The organism is Roseibium sp. HPY-6 (assembly GCF_040530035.1).
GTDB lineage: Bacteria > Pseudomonadota > Alphaproteobacteria > Rhizobiales > Stappiaceae > Roseibium.
Genome location: NZ_JBEWCD010000001.1, coordinates 2,172,789 through 2,189,338, shown reverse-complemented (window position 1 = coordinate 2,189,338; position 16,550 = coordinate 2,172,789). Strand labels below are relative to the sequence as shown.

The 16,550-nt window shown below is 56.4% G+C and carries 16 protein-coding genes; 14 read left to right on the top strand and 2 right to left on the bottom strand.

All coding sequences use genetic code 11. From position 1 onward, the window contains the following. Positions 1-153: 153 nt before the first annotated feature. From glpD to ABVF61_RS10070, 11 genes are all read left to right on the top strand, one after another. Complete coding sequence (gene glpD / locus ABVF61_RS10120; protein WP_353993390.1) at positions 154-1,674, top strand: glycerol-3-phosphate dehydrogenase; 1,521 nt, start codon at positions 154-156, stop codon at positions 1,672-1,674. A 74-nt stretch (positions 1,675-1,748) separates the two neighbouring features. Next, positions 1,749-3,242, top strand: a complete 1,494-nt coding sequence (glpK, locus tag ABVF61_RS10115) for a glycerol kinase GlpK (RefSeq protein WP_353993389.1) — start codon at positions 1,749-1,751, stop codon at positions 3,240-3,242. 294 nt (positions 3,243-3,536) lie between these two features. Further along, positions 3,537-5,141: an ABC transporter substrate-binding protein gene (locus ABVF61_RS10110; RefSeq protein WP_353993388.1), complete on the top strand. Its 1,605-nt coding sequence runs from the start codon at positions 3,537-3,539 to the stop codon at positions 5,139-5,141. A gap of 117 nt (positions 5,142-5,258) precedes the next feature. Beyond that, on the top strand, positions 5,259-6,266 hold the full coding sequence (locus tag ABVF61_RS10105) for an ABC transporter permease subunit (protein WP_353993387.1): 1,008 nt from the start codon (positions 5,259-5,261) through the stop codon (positions 6,264-6,266). 17 nt (positions 6,267-6,283) lie between these two features. Then, positions 6,284-7,213 carry an ABC transporter permease subunit gene (locus ABVF61_RS10100; RefSeq protein ID WP_353993386.1) on the top strand — a complete coding sequence of 310 codons (930 nt, stop codon included), beginning with the start codon at positions 6,284-6,286 and terminating at the stop codon, positions 7,211-7,213. A 3-nt stretch (positions 7,214-7,216) separates the two neighbouring features. Beyond that, entirely contained in the window at positions 7,217-8,053 is an 837-nt protein-coding gene (locus ABVF61_RS10095; protein ID WP_353993385.1) for an ABC transporter ATP-binding protein, read from the top strand. Between the two features lies 1 nt (position 8,054). Continuing rightward, positions 8,055-8,885 carry a dipeptide ABC transporter ATP-binding protein gene (locus ABVF61_RS10090; protein WP_353993384.1) on the top strand — a complete coding sequence of 277 codons (831 nt, stop codon included), beginning with the start codon at positions 8,055-8,057 and terminating at the stop codon, positions 8,883-8,885. Positions 8,886-8,960: 75 nt separating this feature from the next. Then, positions 8,961-10,301: an MFS transporter gene (locus tag ABVF61_RS10085; RefSeq protein WP_353993383.1), complete on the top strand. Its 1,341-nt coding sequence runs from the start codon at positions 8,961-8,963 to the stop codon at positions 10,299-10,301. Positions 10,302-10,350: 49 nt separating this feature from the next. Beyond that, positions 10,351-10,704, top strand: coding sequence for an ArsR/SmtB family transcription factor (locus tag ABVF61_RS10080; RefSeq protein ID WP_353993382.1), 354 nt, complete (start codon positions 10,351-10,353; stop codon positions 10,702-10,704). 29 nt (positions 10,705-10,733) lie between these two features. Beyond that, the gene (locus ABVF61_RS10075) at positions 10,734-11,222 is read left to right on the top strand and encodes an arsenate reductase ArsC (protein WP_353993381.1); all 489 of its coding nucleotides are present in this window, start codon (positions 10,734-10,736) and stop codon (positions 11,220-11,222) included. A 14-nt stretch (positions 11,223-11,236) separates the two neighbouring features. Continuing rightward, entirely contained in the window at positions 11,237-11,911 is a 675-nt protein-coding gene (locus tag ABVF61_RS10070) for an MIP/aquaporin family protein (RefSeq protein ID WP_353993380.1), read from the top strand. A gap of 30 nt (positions 11,912-11,941) precedes the next feature. On the opposite strand, the gene ABVF61_RS10065 is transcribed toward ABVF61_RS10070, so the two are convergent. Together ABVF61_RS10065 and ABVF61_RS10060 are read right to left on the bottom strand one after the other, a co-directional pair. Then, on the bottom strand, positions 11,942-12,379 hold the full coding sequence (locus tag ABVF61_RS10065) for a GNAT family N-acetyltransferase (RefSeq protein WP_353993379.1): 438 nt from the start codon (positions 12,377-12,379) through the stop codon (positions 11,942-11,944). A 762-nt stretch (positions 12,380-13,141) separates the two neighbouring features. Then, entirely contained in the window at positions 13,142-13,828 is a 687-nt protein-coding gene (locus tag ABVF61_RS10060; protein ID WP_353993378.1) for a DUF2270 domain-containing protein, read from the bottom strand. 261 nt (positions 13,829-14,089) lie between these two features. Between ABVF61_RS10060 and ABVF61_RS10055 the strand changes: the two genes are divergently transcribed. From ABVF61_RS10055 to ABVF61_RS10045, 3 genes are all read left to right on the top strand, one after another. Continuing rightward, the gene (locus tag ABVF61_RS10055) at positions 14,090-14,752 is read left to right on the top strand and encodes a hypothetical protein (RefSeq protein ID WP_353993377.1); all 663 of its coding nucleotides are present in this window, start codon (positions 14,090-14,092) and stop codon (positions 14,750-14,752) included. Between the two features lie 105 nt (positions 14,753-14,857). Continuing rightward, positions 14,858-15,619, top strand: a complete 762-nt coding sequence (locus ABVF61_RS10050; protein ID WP_353993376.1) for a hypothetical protein — start codon at positions 14,858-14,860, stop codon at positions 15,617-15,619. Positions 15,620-15,785: 166 nt separating this feature from the next. Further along, entirely contained in the window at positions 15,786-16,547 is a 762-nt protein-coding gene (locus tag ABVF61_RS10045) for a hypothetical protein (RefSeq protein ID WP_353993375.1), read from the top strand. The last annotated feature ends 3 nt before the right edge of the window (positions 16,548-16,550 follow it).

Below are 16,550 nucleotides of genomic sequence, written 5' to 3'. Positions count from 1 at the left end.
ACCTTCGCGCGAAACGTGTCTTCCCTGTGCTTCTAGTCACGCTAAATCAAAGAAAACCGGTGCTCGTGAATCATTGATTGAATTTCGCTGAGTTTCGCTTTATTTTCATTTTGACCTTCAAAGCGCAGATGCGCATTAGGTGGAGATGGGCCAATGACGGCTGACTATGACCTTCTGGTAATCGGTGGCGGGATAAACGGGACGGGGATTGCCCGCGACGCTGTCGGTCGCGGGGCGAGCGTCCTGCTTGCTGAAATGGGTGACCTGGCGAGCGCGACGTCCTCGGCATCGACCAAACTGATCCATGGCGGGTTGCGCTATCTGGAGTACTACGAGTTCGACCTCGTCAGAAAAGCGCTGAAGGAACGTGAAGTTCTGTGGGGCATCGCCCCGCATATCGCCTGGCCGCTGCGTTTCATACTGCCGCACCACAAGGACCTGCGCCCGGCCTGGTTTCTGCGCCTTGGCCTGTTCATGTATGACCATCTTGGCGGCCGGAAGTTGCTGCCTTCCACGAAAACCGTTCGGCTGGACGAGGCGCCTTTTTCGCAAGGGCTGAAAAAGCTCTTCCAAAAGGGATTTGAATACTCGGATTGCTGGGTGGACGATGCGCGTCTTGTCGTGCTCAACGCAAGGGACGCGGCTGACCGCGGGGCGGAAGTCCTGACGCGGACCAAATGCATCAGCGCGCGCCGGGACGGCAAGATCTGGTCGGTGGTCCTGCGGGATCTTGCCACCGGTGAAGATCGAACCGTCACGGCAAGTGTGCTGGTGAATGCCGCCGGCCCCTGGGTCGCGGAATTCCTCCACGGCGTGGTTGGTGAAAACGAAACCTCAGGCATCCGGCTGGTCAAGGGCAGCCATATAATCGTGCCGCGCCAGTTCGACCATGACCGCTGCTTTATTTTCCAGAACGGTGACGGCCGGATTGTGTTTGCCATCCCCTATGAACAGGACTTTACCCTGATCGGGACGACGGATGTCGATTATCAGGATAACCTGGAAGATGTCCGGATTTCACCGGATGAGGTGACATATCTGTGCGCGGCGGCGAGCGAATATCTGGAAAAGGACATCACGCCGGAAGACGTTGTTCATACGTATTCAGGTGTCCGCCCGCTTTATGATGACGGTGCCAAGGACGCAAAGGCAGCCACCCGCGACTATGTCCTGGAGCTGGATGGAGGCGGTGACCGGGCCGCGGTTCTTTCGGTCTTCGGCGGAAAGATTACGACGTACCGCAAGCTCGCGGAACAGGTGCTTGCCAAGCTTGAAGACCATCTGCCGTTCAAGACGGGGCTTTGGACGGGAACTGCGCCGCTGCCTGGCGGTGATTTCAAGGTCGATGCCTTTGATGAGGAAGTCGCCGGGCTGGAACGGGACTATCCGTTCCTTGACAAGGCGTTTGCAACGCGTCTCGTCCGTCTTTACGGGACGGATGCCAGGAAGATCCTCGGCGATGCCAAGACCCTTGGCGATCTGGGGAAGTCGTTCGGCTTCAACCTCTACGAAAATGAAGTGAAGTGGCTGATGAGCCGGGAATGGGCGCGCACTGCAGACGATGTTTTGTGGCGGCGAACGAAACTTGGCCTGCGGCTTGACAAGCAAGAGGCGGCGGAACTCGACAGCTACATGTCCGGCCATCTTGCAGACCAGACCGGCGCTGCTGCATAGTCTGGGCGAATTCGAACTGCCGGCATCACCGCCGGCAGCTTCCATGAACAAACAAGAATTTCGGGAGGTGCGCCATGGCCGGATGCGTTTTGGCGATTGACCAGGGCACGACGTCAAGTCGCGCAATCGTTTTCGACAGTGGCTTCAGTCCAATCAGCGTGGGCCAGCAGGAGTTCCCGCAACATTTTCCGAAATCAGGGTGGGTTGAGCACTCACCGTCGGACATCTGGACAAGCACGCTTCGTGTCTGCCGGGAGGCGATGGAAAAGGCTCCCGACGGCGGCAGCGGCGTCGAGGCCATCGGGATTACCAACCAGCGTGAGACAACGTTGATCTGGGACCGCTCGACTGGGGAACCCGTTTACAATGCCATTGTCTGGCAGGATCGGCGCACTTCCGAATTCTGCGCATCACTGCGCGGTCAGGGGCTGGAAGAAACCTTTACCGCAAAGACCGGACTGTTGCTCGATCCCTATTTTTCCGGAACGAAGATCGCCTGGCTTCTCGACAATGTCGATGGCGTCCGGGAGCGAGCCGAACGGGGTGAACTCGTTTTCGGGACTGTTGACACCTGGCTGATCTGGCAGCTGACAGGCGGAACCGTTCATGTGACGGATGCGACCAACGCGGCGCGCACACTGATCTACAATATTCATGAAAACCGCTGGGACGAAGATCTCTGCAAGGTGCTGAATATCCCGATGAGCATGCTGCCGGAGGTCAAGGACAGTGCCGACGAGTTTGGTGTGACCGACGCGGAACTCTTCGGCAGGTCGATACCGATTCTCGGGGTTGCCGGCGACCAGCAGGCGGCGACGGTAGGACAGGCCTGCTTCAAGCCGGGAATGGTGAAATCCACCTATGGCACCGGGTGTTTTGCGTTGATGAATACGGGGGATACAGCGGTTCGATCGCATAACCGGATGCTCACCACAATCGCCTATCGGTTGAACGGCAAGACGACCTATGCGCTCGAGGGCTCGATTTTTGTCGCCGGGGCGGCTGTGCAATGGCTGCGCGACGGTCTCGGAATGATCGAAAGTGCCGGAGAGACGCAGGCTCTCGCCGAGCAGGCGGATCCGAACCACGATGTTTATCTGGTGCCGGCTTTCGTCGGACTGGGCGCGCCCTATTGGGATGCGGATGCGCGCGGGGCGATGTTCGGACTGACCCGGAACACCGGGCCGAGGGAAATTGCCCGTGCAGTGCTGCAAAGCGTCGGATATCAGACCAGCGATCTCGTCGAGGCGATGCGCGCCGATTGGCCCGGAGCTGAAAAGCCGGTCCTCCGGGTCGACGGTGGCATGACCGCGTCCGATTGGACGATGCAGTTTCTTGCCGACATTCTGGGCGCGCCGGTCGACCGGCCGACTGTTGCGGAAACGACCGCGCTGGGGTCCGCCTGGCTGGCAGGATCGAAAGCGGGCATCTGGCCGGGCGAGGATGCTTTTTCTGCGGAATGGAAGCTGGAGAAACGTTTCGAACCCCGACTGGCCGCTACCGACAGAACGCGCCTCCTTGCAGGTTGGCAGGATGCGGTCAAACGAACACGCACCCGTCAGGATTGAACATTACCAAGGCTCTCGCATTTTCGAGAGCCTTTCTTTTTGTGCCTCCTTAAGTACTGTTTTGGTGCTTACGCAGCGGTATCACATTTCCGTGCGCGAGGGTCGATGCGTTAAAAGTTACGGCAGCATGGCTTACCTAGCAAAAAAATTTCAAAACAGGGGCAAAATTAGAAATATGTTGGCAGTTGATTTCCTGCCGAAAAAAAGCCTTAGTTCGCCCTGGCTTGGGCTTAACTCCTTTGCACACGTCAATGATGCAAGGCCCATGCTCTTCATCAAGGGGAGAACAGTTTGATGAATTTCCAAAAATCCTTGAAGGCAACCCTTCTTGGCGCCAGCCTCGCCGTGATCGCAGCGACTGGTGCATCCGCAAAGACCCTGGTTTATTGCTCCGAGGGGTCTCCGGAAGGCTTCGATACGGCGCTATATACCGCCGGGACGACCATGGACGCTTCTTCACGTCCACTTTACAACAGGCTGGTCGAGTTCAAGCTTGGTACGACGGAAGTTATACCAGGGTTGGCGGAAAGCTGGGAAGTGTCTGAAGACGGTCTGGAGTTTACTTTTAGTCTTCGCAAAGGCGTAAAGTTCCACACCACGAGTTTCTTCACTCCCTCCCGTGACTTCAATGCGGATGACGTTTTGTTTTCCTTCGAGCGTCAGCTGAAGAAGGATCACCCATGGCATGAATACACCCCAGGCACGGCCTGGGAATATTTCAACGGCATGTCCATGCCGGACCTGATCAAGGAAATCGTTAAAATAGATGATTACACGATCAAGTTTGTCTTGAATCGTCCGGAAGCACCGATGCTTGCCAATATGGCGATGGATTTTGCTTCTATCCTCTCTGCTGAATACGCGGACAAGCTGGCGGAAGCCGGGACCAAGGAACAACTGAACCAGCAGCCGGTCGGCACCGGTCCATTTTCCTTTGTAGGTTATCAAAAAGATGCCGTGATCCGCTATGCGGCACACCCAGAATACTGGGAAGGTAAGGAGAAGATCGACAACCTGATCTTCGCTATCACGCCGGATGCTGCCGTTCGCCTGCAGAAGCTGAAAGCTGAAGAATGTCATGTGATGATCCATCCTGCTCCGGCTGACTTGGAAGATATTCGCGCCGACAGCAACCTGACAATGTTGGAACAGCAAGGCCTGAACGTCGGTTATCTTGCCTACAACACCAAAGTGGCTCCGTTCGACAAGAAGGAAGTTCGCAAGGCGCTGAACCACGCGGTCAACAAGCAGGCAATCCTCGACGCGGTCTTCCAAGGTTCCGGACAGGCTGCCAAGAACCCGATCCCGCCGACCATGTGGTCCTATAACGAGGCGATCGAGGACGACGACTACAACCCGGATCTGGCCAAGGAAATGCTGGCCGCTGCCGGCGTTGAGAACCTGTCCATGAAAGTCTGGGCGATGCCAGTTGCACGACCCTACAACCCGAATGCCCGCCGCATGGCGGAAGTCATTCAGGCAGACTTTGCCAAGGTCGGCGTAAATGTCGAGATTGTTACCTACGAGTGGGGTGAGTACCTCTCCCGCTCCAAGGACGTCGACCGTGACGGTGCTGTTCTGCTCGGCTGGACAGGCGACAATGGTGATCCTGACAACTTCCTCGCCGTTCTGCTCGGCTGTGATGGTGTTGGCGGCTCCAACCGTGCTCAGTGGTGTAACGAAGAGTTTGATGCACTCGTTCAAAAAGCCAAGACCGTGACGGACAAAGCGGAGCGGACTAAACTTTATGAAGAGGCGCAGGCGATCTTTAAAGAAGAAGCGCCGTGGGCGACGATCGCGCACTCCGTGGTCTATATGCCGATGTCCTCCAAGGTGACCGGCTATGTCATGGACCCGCTAGGTGGACACTGGTTTAAAGGCGTGGACATTGCGGAGTAAAGCCGCTTGAGTTCGGAAGGCGCCGGCAGGAATGCCGGCGCCTTCTGGTATTGTGACCTGCGAATATCTGCATGAATTGCGTCAATTTCCGCAGGTCTTCTTTGTCTGGAACCTGACATGCTCCGCTTTCTTCTGGGCCGTCTCGGTCTGTTGATCCCGACGTTCTTCGGTGTCACCCTCGTCGCGTTTTCCTTCATACGCCTTCTGCCGGGCGACCCGCTTGATCTTTTGGCCGGCGAGCGCGGCATCGATCCGGAACGCAAGGCTGAGCTCATGGCCCAGATGGGCTTCGACAAGCCGCTCTGGCAGCAATATTTTGACTACGTCATCGGCATCTTTCAGGGTGATCTCGGCACATCGTTTGCCTCGAAGAAACCTGTCCTCGACGAATTCCTGACGCTCTTTCCCGCAACCGCGGAACTTGCGCTCTGTGCCATCATCCTCGCGGTCTGCCTGGGTATACCGGCCGGTATTTTCGCAGCGGTCAAACGCGGATCGATCGCGGACCAGGCCATCATGGGAACGGCGCTTGTCGGTTATTCCATGCCCATTTTCTGGTGGGGTCTGCTGCTCATCATCTTCTTCTCCGGCATCCTTCAGTGGACGCCTGTCTCCGGAAGGATCTCACTGCTCTACTTCTTTCCGCAGGTCACAGGCTTCATGCTGATCGACAGCCTGCTCTCCGGAGAAAAGGGCGCTTTCATTTCCGCGGTCCGGCATCTGATCCTGCCATCCATCGTTTTGGCAACCATTCCGCTGGCAGTGATCGCACGTCAGACCCGGTCGGCAATGCTGGAGGTTCTGGGGGAAGACTACGTCAGAACGGCGCGGGCAAAGGGCCTTCCGCCGCGCTCGGTCATTGGTCTGCACGCTTTACGCAACGCGCTCATTCCCGTGGTCACCACGATCGGTCTTCAGGTCGGTGTGCTGCTTGCCGGTGCGATCCTGACAGAGACCATCTTCTCGTGGCCGGGCATCGGCAAATGGCTTGTCGACAGTATTGCACGCCGTGACTATTTCGTGGTTCAGGGCGGTCTTCTCCTGATTGCCGGGATTATCATGCTGGTCAACCTGATCGTGGACGTGCTCTACGGCCTGATCAATCCGCGTATCCGACACAACTGAGCCGAGGGACCAGGAACATGTCAGAGACCTCCCCGGCCACCAAGGCCGATACCGCCAAACTGGAAGCTGAAAGCCGCAGCGCAACCAAGGCCCAGCTTGCTGAATTCTGGTATTATTTCTCTCAAAACAAGGGTGCCGTCGTGGGGTTGGTAGTCTTTGTTCTGCTTGTGCTGATGGCGGTTTTTGCCGCATTCATCGCACCGCATAACCCCGACTTCCAATATCGTGACAGCTTTCTGGTGCCGCCTGTCTGGCAGGAAGGTGGCAAGGCCGAGTTTCTTCTGGGAACGGATGCAGTTGGCCGGGACATCCTCTCCCGCCTGATCTACGGAGCTCAGTTTTCCCTCTTTATCGGCGTCGTTGTCGTCAGCATCGCGCTTGTCGGCGGCATCACCATTGGGCTGGTCGCCGGGTACATGCGCGGTGCCGTGGACACGTTCATCATGCGCGTGATGGACATCATCCTTGCCTTCCCCTCGCTGCTGCTGGCGCTGGTCCTTGTCGCCATTCTGGGGCCGGGACTGATCAACGCCATGATCGCGATTGCCATCGTCCTGCAACCCCATTTCGTGCGCCTGACCCGTGCTGCCGTGCTCGCTGAACGCTCGCGCGACTATGTCGTTGCAGCGCGCGTAGCAGGTGCCGGTCACATCAGGCTGATGTTCAAGACGATCCTGCCGAATTGTCTCGCACCGCTGATCGTTCAGGCGACGCTTTCCTTTTCCAATGCCATTCTGGATGCGGCGGCGCTCGGCTTTCTCGGTATGGGGGCACAGCCACCAACACCTGAATGGGGCACGATGCTCGCAGAAGCGCGTGAATTCATCCTCCGGGCCTGGTGGGTTGTCACGTTCCCGGGACTGGCAATTCTGATCACCGTTCTGGCCATCAACCTGGTCGGCGACGGATTGCGCGATGCGCTCGATCCGAAACTGAAGAGGAGCTGATGCATGTCTCTTCTTGAAATCAGAAACCTGAAGGTGGAATTCGATACGGCCAAGGGTCCGTTCAAGGCCCTCGACGGGGTCGACTACACCGTTGATCCGGGCGAGGTGCTGGCGATTGTCGGCGAGTCGGGATCGGGCAAGTCCGTTGCCATGCTGGCCACGATGGGGCTGTTGCCGGGAAGTGCCACAATCACAGCCGACAAAATGGACTTTGAAGGGCTGGACCTCAGGACGCTGTCTCAGAAAGAAAGGCGCAAGGTCATCGGCAAAGACATTTCCATGATCTTCCAGGAGCCGATCGCCAGCCTCAATCCCTGCTTCACAATTGGCTTCCAGCTCGGCGAAACGCTGAAAGCGCACACGGAGCTGAAGGGACGGCAAATCAAGGATCGCGTGGTCGACTTGATGACCTCTGTTGGTATTCCGGATCCCGCCGGCCGGCTCAATGCGTTCCCGCATCAGATGTCAGGCGGCCAATGCCAGCGCGTTATGATCGCGATGGCGATTGCGTGCGCGCCGAAGCTCCTGATCGCCGATGAGCCGACGACAGCGCTCGACGTGACCATCCAGAAGCAGATCCTGGATCTGCTCGTCAAGCTGCAGCAGGACAGCGGGATGGGGCTTATCATGATCACCCACGACATGGGTGTGGTCGCAGAAACCGCCGACCGTGTGATCGTTCAATACAAGGGGCGCAAAATGGAGGAAGCGGACGTGCTTTCCCTCTTTGAAAGCCCGCAAAACCCCTACACGAAGGCTTTGCTGTCAGCCTTGCCGGAAAACGCGACCGGTGATCGCCTGCCGACCGTAAGCGATTTCGCCGAAGCAGGAGGGTTCTGATATGTCCGAAGATGTGATCCTCAAGGTACGTGATGTCTATAGGACCTATGACATCAAGGGAGGCCTCTTCAAGAAGGCCTCGACGCTGACGGCTGTCAAGGGCGTAAGCCTCGACGTTGAACGCGGGACGACGCTTGCCGTGGTGGGCGAGAGCGGTTGCGGCAAGTCGACACTTGCGCGCATGCTGACCATGATCGACGCGCAGACCTCCGGCTCGATCGAAATCGACGGCTTGCCGATCGACATTTCGAAGACCGGCATCTCCAAGGAAATGCGGCAGAAGGTTCAGATCGTCTTCCAGAACCCCTATGGCTCACTGAATCCGAGGCAGAAGATCGGGCACGTTCTGGAAGAACCGCTCCTCTTGAACACCGATATGCCACCGGCTGAGCGTCAGGATCTCGCGTTGCAGATGCTTCAGAAAGTCGGGCTGCAACCGGAACACTATGGCCGCTACCCGCACATGTTCTCCGGTGGCCAGCGACAGCGCATTGCGATTGCGCGCGCGATCATGATGAAGCCGAAGCTGCTTGTGCTCGACGAACCGGTTTCAGCGCTCGATCTGTCCGTCCAGGCGCAGATCCTCAATCTTCTGGCAGATCTGCAGGACGAAATGGGGCTGACCTATGTGTTTATCTCACATGACCTGTCAGTTGTGCGCTACATCGCGGACAAGGTCATGGTGATGTATTTTGGTGAGGTCGTGGAATACGGGACACGTGACGAGGTGTTCAATGATCCGAAGCACGACTACACCAAGACCCTGTTTGCCGCGACGCCGCGCGCCGATGTCGAGAGTATCCGCAAGCGTCTCGCGGCCAAGGCTGCCTGACGCAGCGAACTGAGACGACGCATTCACGGTCCTGGCAAACTCGGATAGGCTCCCCTTGTGGACTTGGGGAGCCTGATGCATTTCATCACGGAATCTAACCGAAAGACGTGGCTGTTGTGGTCGGTCAGTTGCGTTCTGGGTCTTGTTCTTCTGGACGAAACCGTTGTCGGGATCGCTCTGCCGACCATCCAGAAGGACTTCGGTCTGGACGACAATGATGCGCATTGGGTGGTGAATGCCTACCTGTTGACCTTCGCCTGTTTTGTTGCCGTTGGCGGAAAGCTGGCGGATGTCTTCGGCACCTTGCGTGTGTTTCTGGTCGGGTTGACCGTCTTCACGGCTTTTTCCATTGCATGTGGTTTTGCGCCGAGCGGTAGCGCCCTGATCCTGTTTCGAGCACTGCAGGGCATGGGAGCGGCGATTATTTTTCCGCTGTTTCTTGCCATGATCACGATGACCTTTCCGAAGGAAGTGCGCGGCGCTGCGCTTGCCACCAGCGGCGCTGTCGGGACGACATTCCTGGCGCTCGGGCCACTTGTCGGAGGTCTTTTCACCGACTTCATTTCGTGGCGCTGGATTTTCTGGATCAACCCTTTCGTTGCGCTTGCCGTCGGCGTCATCGTGACGATGACATGGCGCGACGTAAAACGGCCGCCGGCCGGCAAGATCGACTGGATCGGTCTTGCGCTTCTTGCGGCTGGCATGTTCAGTGCGATTTTCGCCCTGATGGAAGCCGACAGTCTGGGCTGGAACAGTCTGTTGATCTGGGCGCTGATTTCGCTCGGATTGCTGTTGCTCACGCTGTTCAGCTGGTTCGAGACAACTGTCGAGACGCCGCTCATTGAAGTCGATCTATTCAAGGAACCGGTTTTTGCCGGCAGTGCGCTGACGATATTCCTGGCCCAATACGCCAAGATGCCGGTCTTCGTTTTTGTTGCACTCTATGCCCAAACCGATCTTAAACTGAGCGCGTTTCTGGCAGGGCTGGTCGTCATGATCGGACCTGCCGTGCAGCCGGCGACCGCGGCTTTATGCGGGCGCCTAGCGGACAGGACGCCAAAACGGCAAATGGTCCTGTTCGGACTGGCGAGCATCTTCATCGGATATGTCTGGCTCGTGCTGACGGCGCCCCTGAACAGCGTTGTCTGGATCGCACCCGGGCTGCTCTTTGTGGGTCTGTCCTTTCCATTTCTGTTCACGCCGACACGAGCTGCCATATCTGAGGCGTTGCCAGAGCATAAACACGGTCAGGGAGGCGGCATTGCCATGTCGTCACAGATGATCGGCGGTACATTGGGTCTGGCGGCGTCCAGCGCTGCTTTCGCGGTCGGTGGGTACGAACTCGTTTTCGGCGTGACAGCCCTGATCATCGCGCTGGTTTTTGTTCACGCGTTTTTTGCGTTTCGCGGCAAATAGCGGGTCGGTTCAGTCTTGCATTATTCGTTAATTCGAGTATTCTCGAATTATGGAAAAAGAAGACGCCTTGAATGCATTGGCAGCCTTGGGTCAGGAAACACGCCTCGACGTCTTTCGCTTGCTGGTGAAAGCGGGAAAAGAAGGCATGACTGCCGGTGCCATCGCAGATGCTCTCAATGTGCGCCCGAACACCCTGTCGACCCACTTGGGCGCTCTGTCGCGGTCCGGACTTGTGCAGGCCGAACGTGACGGGCGCTCCATTCATTACCGAGCGGACCTGACGACGATGCAATATCTGGTCACCTACCTTTTGCAGGACTGTTGTGGGGGTAACCCGGAGCTTTGCGCACCGATCGCCAGTCTCGCCGTTTCAAACACCTGCTCAGAGCCCGAGAAGCTCTGATCACACCATCTAGGTGGGGCAATCCGATAATGCGTAACGCTTTGATTTTATGCACCGCAAACTCCGCGCGCTCGGTTCTGGGTGAAGCATTGCTTCGTCATCTGGGACAGGGAAAATTCGCCACCTTTTCGGCCGGGTCGACACCCCGGGGAACCGTCAATCCGGACGCACTGACGTGTCTGGAACGTCACGGGCTGCCGTCCGGCGGTTTCCGTTCCAAGAGTTGGGAAGAGTTTGCAGGCGTCGACGCCCCGAAAATGGATCTCATAATCACGGTTTGCGATAACGCCGCCGGCGAGGCCTGCCCCGTCTGGCCCGGGCATCCGATGGTTGTCCACTGGGGCATTCCGGATCCCGCCTCCGTTGAAGGTGACGACACAGCCCGCGGAGCGGCGTTCGATCTGGCCTACAAGCGGCTGGAGCGGCGCATCAACGACATGCTCGCTCTCGGTGACGATGTATTCGATGCCGAAAACGGAAAAACACAGCTCGCTGCCATTGGTGCCATCGCCGACTAAACTGGAAACCTTTCATGTCAGAATTCAGCCTGTCGAGGCGCTTGACCGCCGAAGCGCTCGGAACCGCCATGCTTGTGGGAACCGTTGTCGGTTCCGGTATCATGGCCGATAAACTTTCAGATGATGTTGCCGTTTCATTGCTCGGAAACACGATCCCCACCGGCGCGATCCTTGTGGTTCTGATCACCATTTTGGGACCTATCTCGGGCGCACATTTCAATCCGGCGGTGACGTTCGTGTTCTGGCTGAAACGGCAGCTGAGCGTGTCCGAGGGGGTCAGCTATATCGTCGCTCAGATCCTCGGAGGTATCTGCGGCTCACTGATTGCCCACGTCATGTTCGAATTGCCGATCCTGCAGGCCTCGACAACCGTGCGCACCGGCGGCGGTCAATGGGTGGCTGAAGTGGTTGCGACGTTCGGACTGCTTGCAAGCATCCTGGCCGGTATCCGGTTTCGTGAAGCAGCGGTTCCCTGGCTGGTCGGTCTTTACATCACGGCCGCCTACTGGTTTACCGCATCGACGTCCTTCGCCAATCCCGCGGTTGCGATTTCGCGCGCCTTTACGGACACGTTTGCCGGTATTCGGCCGATTGATCTGCCCGGCTTTATCGTTGCCGAATTTATCGGCGCTGCGCTGGCACTCGCCCTGTTTTCCTGGCTGCTGACATCTGAAAAATCGACGGACTGAACCCGGGCAACAGGTGTCGCAAAAGGCTGGTCACAGATCCTTCTTCATGAACCAGCGCCGGTGGGAAGACAGGCGCCGGTTCGGCGGGTTGGCCAGGACACCGAAGTCCTCGTAGCCGAGACCGAGGTAGAACCTGTGTGCCGCTTCGTTGGAGGTATCCAGCCAGGCGGCGTTGCATCCGAGCCGCCGTGCTTCGTGTTCGGCCAGTTCAACCAGTCTGCGCCCCAAACCCGCGCCGCGCACCTTGTCGTCCACCCACAAGAGTTTGATCAAGAGCCAGTCATAGGACGTGCTTGCGCTCAGCCCGCCCAGAATTTTACCTGTTTCGTCAGTCGCCTTCAGCACGAAGGTTTCATTGTTCGACTGCTCGTTTTCTTCCGCCAAAGACTGAAGCAGACGGTCCTCGATGGTTGCGGTGACAGCCTTGCTGTCCGCCTCTTCGACAAACGAGATTTCAACGTAAGCCATCTCTTTTCCGCATGCTAACCGGATGGCTGCAGCATCAACCGGTCTGCAAAGCCGCGTCAAGAGCGTTCCACGAACAGGCCTCGTTTCGAAGCGGATAGGCGTATCTTCGCCTATCCGCGCAGACTTCAGCTTTTTCAATCTCTTTATAAAAGTATCAGCGCGACGAGCTTTCAGTACACCATAGATTGCATCTTGTGAGTGTAATCCAATTGCATTAGAGCTGGTCGCGTTCAATTTCGTGTTGTGGGGTAAAACTTGAAAACTCGCGCTTTGGGTGTGCTTGCCGCCATTTGTCTTGGTTCCTGTCAAACATCGAGTGAACCGCTTTCCTTCGCCGGTCAAACAGTCGGCTACGTTGGCGGTGGCCACGGCATCCAGGTTGAGTATTACGCTTCCAGCGGCCGTTCTCATCTTTGGTATCCAGGAAATTCCGGGTCTGTTCCAGGGCGCTGGAAAACAGAAAAGGATGGAGCCGAGATTTGCTTCAAGTACGCCTCCAACGTCTACAATCCTGTTGCAAACAGGTACCTGGGTGAATGGGATTGCAAGTCGGCAAACAAGAACAGTCTCGGCGTCCGATTCACTTGTGCAGGTGATCCATTCAAGCTTGCGGGGGGGAATGTCCCGTTTGTGCTTGATAAGGGTCGGGGACAGCTCAGCCAACTTAAGCAAAGCTGCAGCTGATTTGGATATCAGTTTGGCGATTGAATGCAGACCTTAGCGTAACTTTGTCGCGAAAAGAGACGATCGAAAACAAAGCGCTCAAATCGCCTGCATCGGTGACTTGCGTTTCTTGCGGTAGCTTTTATCGAGGCGCAGCGTGACCACAGCGAAGACAATCCAGCTGGTGTGAAAAACAACGCCGGCGAGAAACACAAAGTAACCGGGAACCGGCCCGATGGCTGCCCGTTCAAACGCTTCTGAGAGTTCTGTAAGCGGAACAGGGTGAATGGCCAGCTTGCCGAAATAGGCAACTGCCTGGATCGCCAGGATCCAGGAGTAGTTGCTGCGCAGCCTGCGCCCGGCCGCCCGCACGAGGCTGATGTGGTAGTGCGGCGTTTCGTAATCGTCTGCGAGCATTTTGGCCCATCTGCCGTTCCATGGGACCTTTTTCCCGTAAAGGATCGGCGCGTAGAAATCGGACTCCATCAAACGCGCGCGCGCCCGGAACATGTTGTAGTAGCGGTAGCGCCTTGCCTCGAAAATCAGGAACACCGTGACCAGCAGGCCGACAAGCACCATCGGCAGGGGAGAGGCTTCGCGATTGGCGAAGGTGGCCGAGAGGGCAATGCCCGTTGTGACGACCGCCCAATTGGTCGTGTTGTCAAGCCGTGTGCGCCAATGGGTGCTGCGGAAGACTTCGGCGCGATAGAGGTGGGCGAGCGCGCCGATAGTGCCGGACTCAATGTCCTGCTTGGGCCACTCCTCCTCTGACTTTTCCTCCGTCATGCGCCAGACCTTTTTATCACTCAAGTTCAGCTTAGGGCGAAAAAGACAAGCGGTCGAGTTCGAGAGCCCTGGCTTACCGGCATTGCAGCGGACCTTGTAAGCCCTCACAGTTCCAGCCAAATCGGGAACGGAAAACGCATCAGGTTTGATGTCTTGCTTCAGGCGGCTCGCGAAACATGCTCTTTTGCAGCAGGCAAGTGCGTTTTTACAGGTATTGCCCCGCTTGCGCTTTGGCAGCGGCCTGACTAATTGAGCACCATTATGCGTTATTCCAAACTTTTCTGGTTTGCAGCCCTATTGTCCGCCATCTGGAATGGCTGGATGCTCATTAGTTATTTTGTGAGAGCCGCCTATTTCCCCATGTCCGTAAAAGGTGATGCGCTGCGTCTGGTCAAGGAGGCTGCGCTTCTCGCTCCGATCCCGATCGCGCTGATGATGTTTCTATTTTGGCTGTGGCGCAGACCTCTCAAGAACAGGCCTTATATCGTTGGTCTGGTTTTGATTGCGTTCGCAACGTTGTTGCCGCTGCTTCCACGTATTGAGGGCAATTATCGAGAAACGTATTGGCTCGCCGAAACCCGGCACGAAATCCCCTGGTACTATGGGCCTTACAACGGCCGCTCCGAGCCCGGTGGCAAGTATTTTTGGGTGAGCGTTTCGTTTCCGGATCTTGAGCCACGATACAAAACCAGGGACCAGTTGATCACAGTCGGGAAAGCCGTTGATTTCAACCGCGGCAAGGGTGGTGCCGCGCCCGAGGAGACTTGTACGGAGCACCAGACTTACACCACGTGCGAATGGAAACGCGGGGACTTCGTTTACATGGTGAGCACGATCCCCGAGCGTTTTCCGTCCGACATTTCGGCTTTCATGGTCGAGGTCGCGGATCTGCTGGACGGCTTTGAGGTTACAAAAACGAATTGACCTTCAAATGCAGGGCCTTGATGCAATGTGCATCTGCGCCGGTTTGTTTCAGGTTGTTATTCCGCTGAAATTTTCAATTAACAGTAAAGACGACGGTGCGAGGCGATGGACGAGAAGCAGAATAGAGATTTGTTCTCAGAAACCTACGAAACGTTGTTTTCGCTGCTGTGGCTGGTGCTGGCGTTTCTTGTGATGGATTACGCCCTTTCGATTTTGGATATGCAGCTTGAAGACACCTGGTACTTTAGTTTGTTCTTCGCGCCCGGCGGCATGATCTTCTGGTATTTTTTCTATTTCAAACTGTTGGAAGTGCGTAATCCGCATAGGGGGCTAAAAGAGTTTGCCAGGTTCGCGATCTGGGTGTTTTTGTTGATCCATCTGATCCCGGTGGGCGCGTCAGAGCTTGTTGCGATCCTCTTTGAGACGGCATCTTCAGAAACGCAGGATCGAGGGTACTGGTGGATCGGTTACTACGTCTCGACGACGTTCTGTTTGTATTTTCCGTATTATTTTTTCGCCACCCTGTTTCCAGCGATGCTTCTGGGTAGATCCGACAGTCTTCGAACGACTTTGGAGAGGGTATTTCGACAGACCCGATATCTGCTGCCCAGATTTGTTGGAATTTTCTTTCCCATCTCGTTTCTAGGGGCTTCGTTGTATGTGGAAGCGCAATTGACCGGGCCTGATTTCCAGCAACTCACTTATTCCGGGGAGCCTGACGCGTTCAGTATGTTGCTGATGCTGACTTCCGGCGCATTGTATGTTTTCGGCGAAGCGGTTTTCATGGTGATTTCAAAAAACGCCTACCTGCGGGATGTACAGGAATACGGAGACCATCCCGAGCATGATGCTGAAGTGTTTGCTTAGGGCGCTTTAACCAGTGTGTCTCCCGACTGCGGGCAACGCTGTCCTGAATCAGATTGCACCGAGCCAGCCATCGAGCTCGACGTTTGGCAAGCACTTCGCGCAAGCGTTGAAAATGAATGCGATCTGTGGCCTAACTCTGTTTCGTCCTGCAATTTAGAGGTGTGTCTTGAATTCCGAGTTGAACATTTTCTCACAAGCGTTTGCGGCAATTGTCGCCTGCTGGAAGTATTTTTTCGCAATGATTGCCGTGATCTACATTCTTGAAGCGGTGAGCGTTGTTTATGATCTTGGGAGCGGACTAACGGTTGCACGTGCTTTTGTGGAGTCTGCTATCGTCTTTTACATTTGCGCGACCTTGCTTGGACTGGATCTTAAATCGAAAGATACGGGTAAGAAATACACCGGCTTCATGCTGCGATACATCCTGTTGCTCTACCTGCCGGTCTTCATCATCGCGATGGTCGTTGTATTCGGCGCCATGTCGGCAGCACCGAACAGTTCGCAGAATCAGGATTTATTCCTCGGCGTTACGCTGCTTTCCAGTGGCGTCGTCGCATTTGCCGCCATGTTTCTTTTCGGGACTGTTTTTCCCGCACACCTGATCGGCGTTAGTACCGGCATCGGAGCCGCCGTCAGCAGATCATTCCGGCAGGCAGGATATTTGCTCCCCCGGATCCTGCTCGGTGCCGGTTCCTTCGCAACACTGGCGTTTGCGCTGCTGATCTTTTTCGAGAACACCGGTATCGGATCAGATCCGATTACACTTCAGGGAACACCCAACATACCTGGCGGGGTCGTCTTGCTGATCGTTAAGCTGGTGGCCGGCTACAGCTTTGCGGTGTTTTCGGTTGTCGTTTGCCGCGCTTATCTCAAGGATCTCGAAGAGCGCGGCGAACTGCCTGTTGCCGAGGCTGACGTTTTCGCCTGAGGA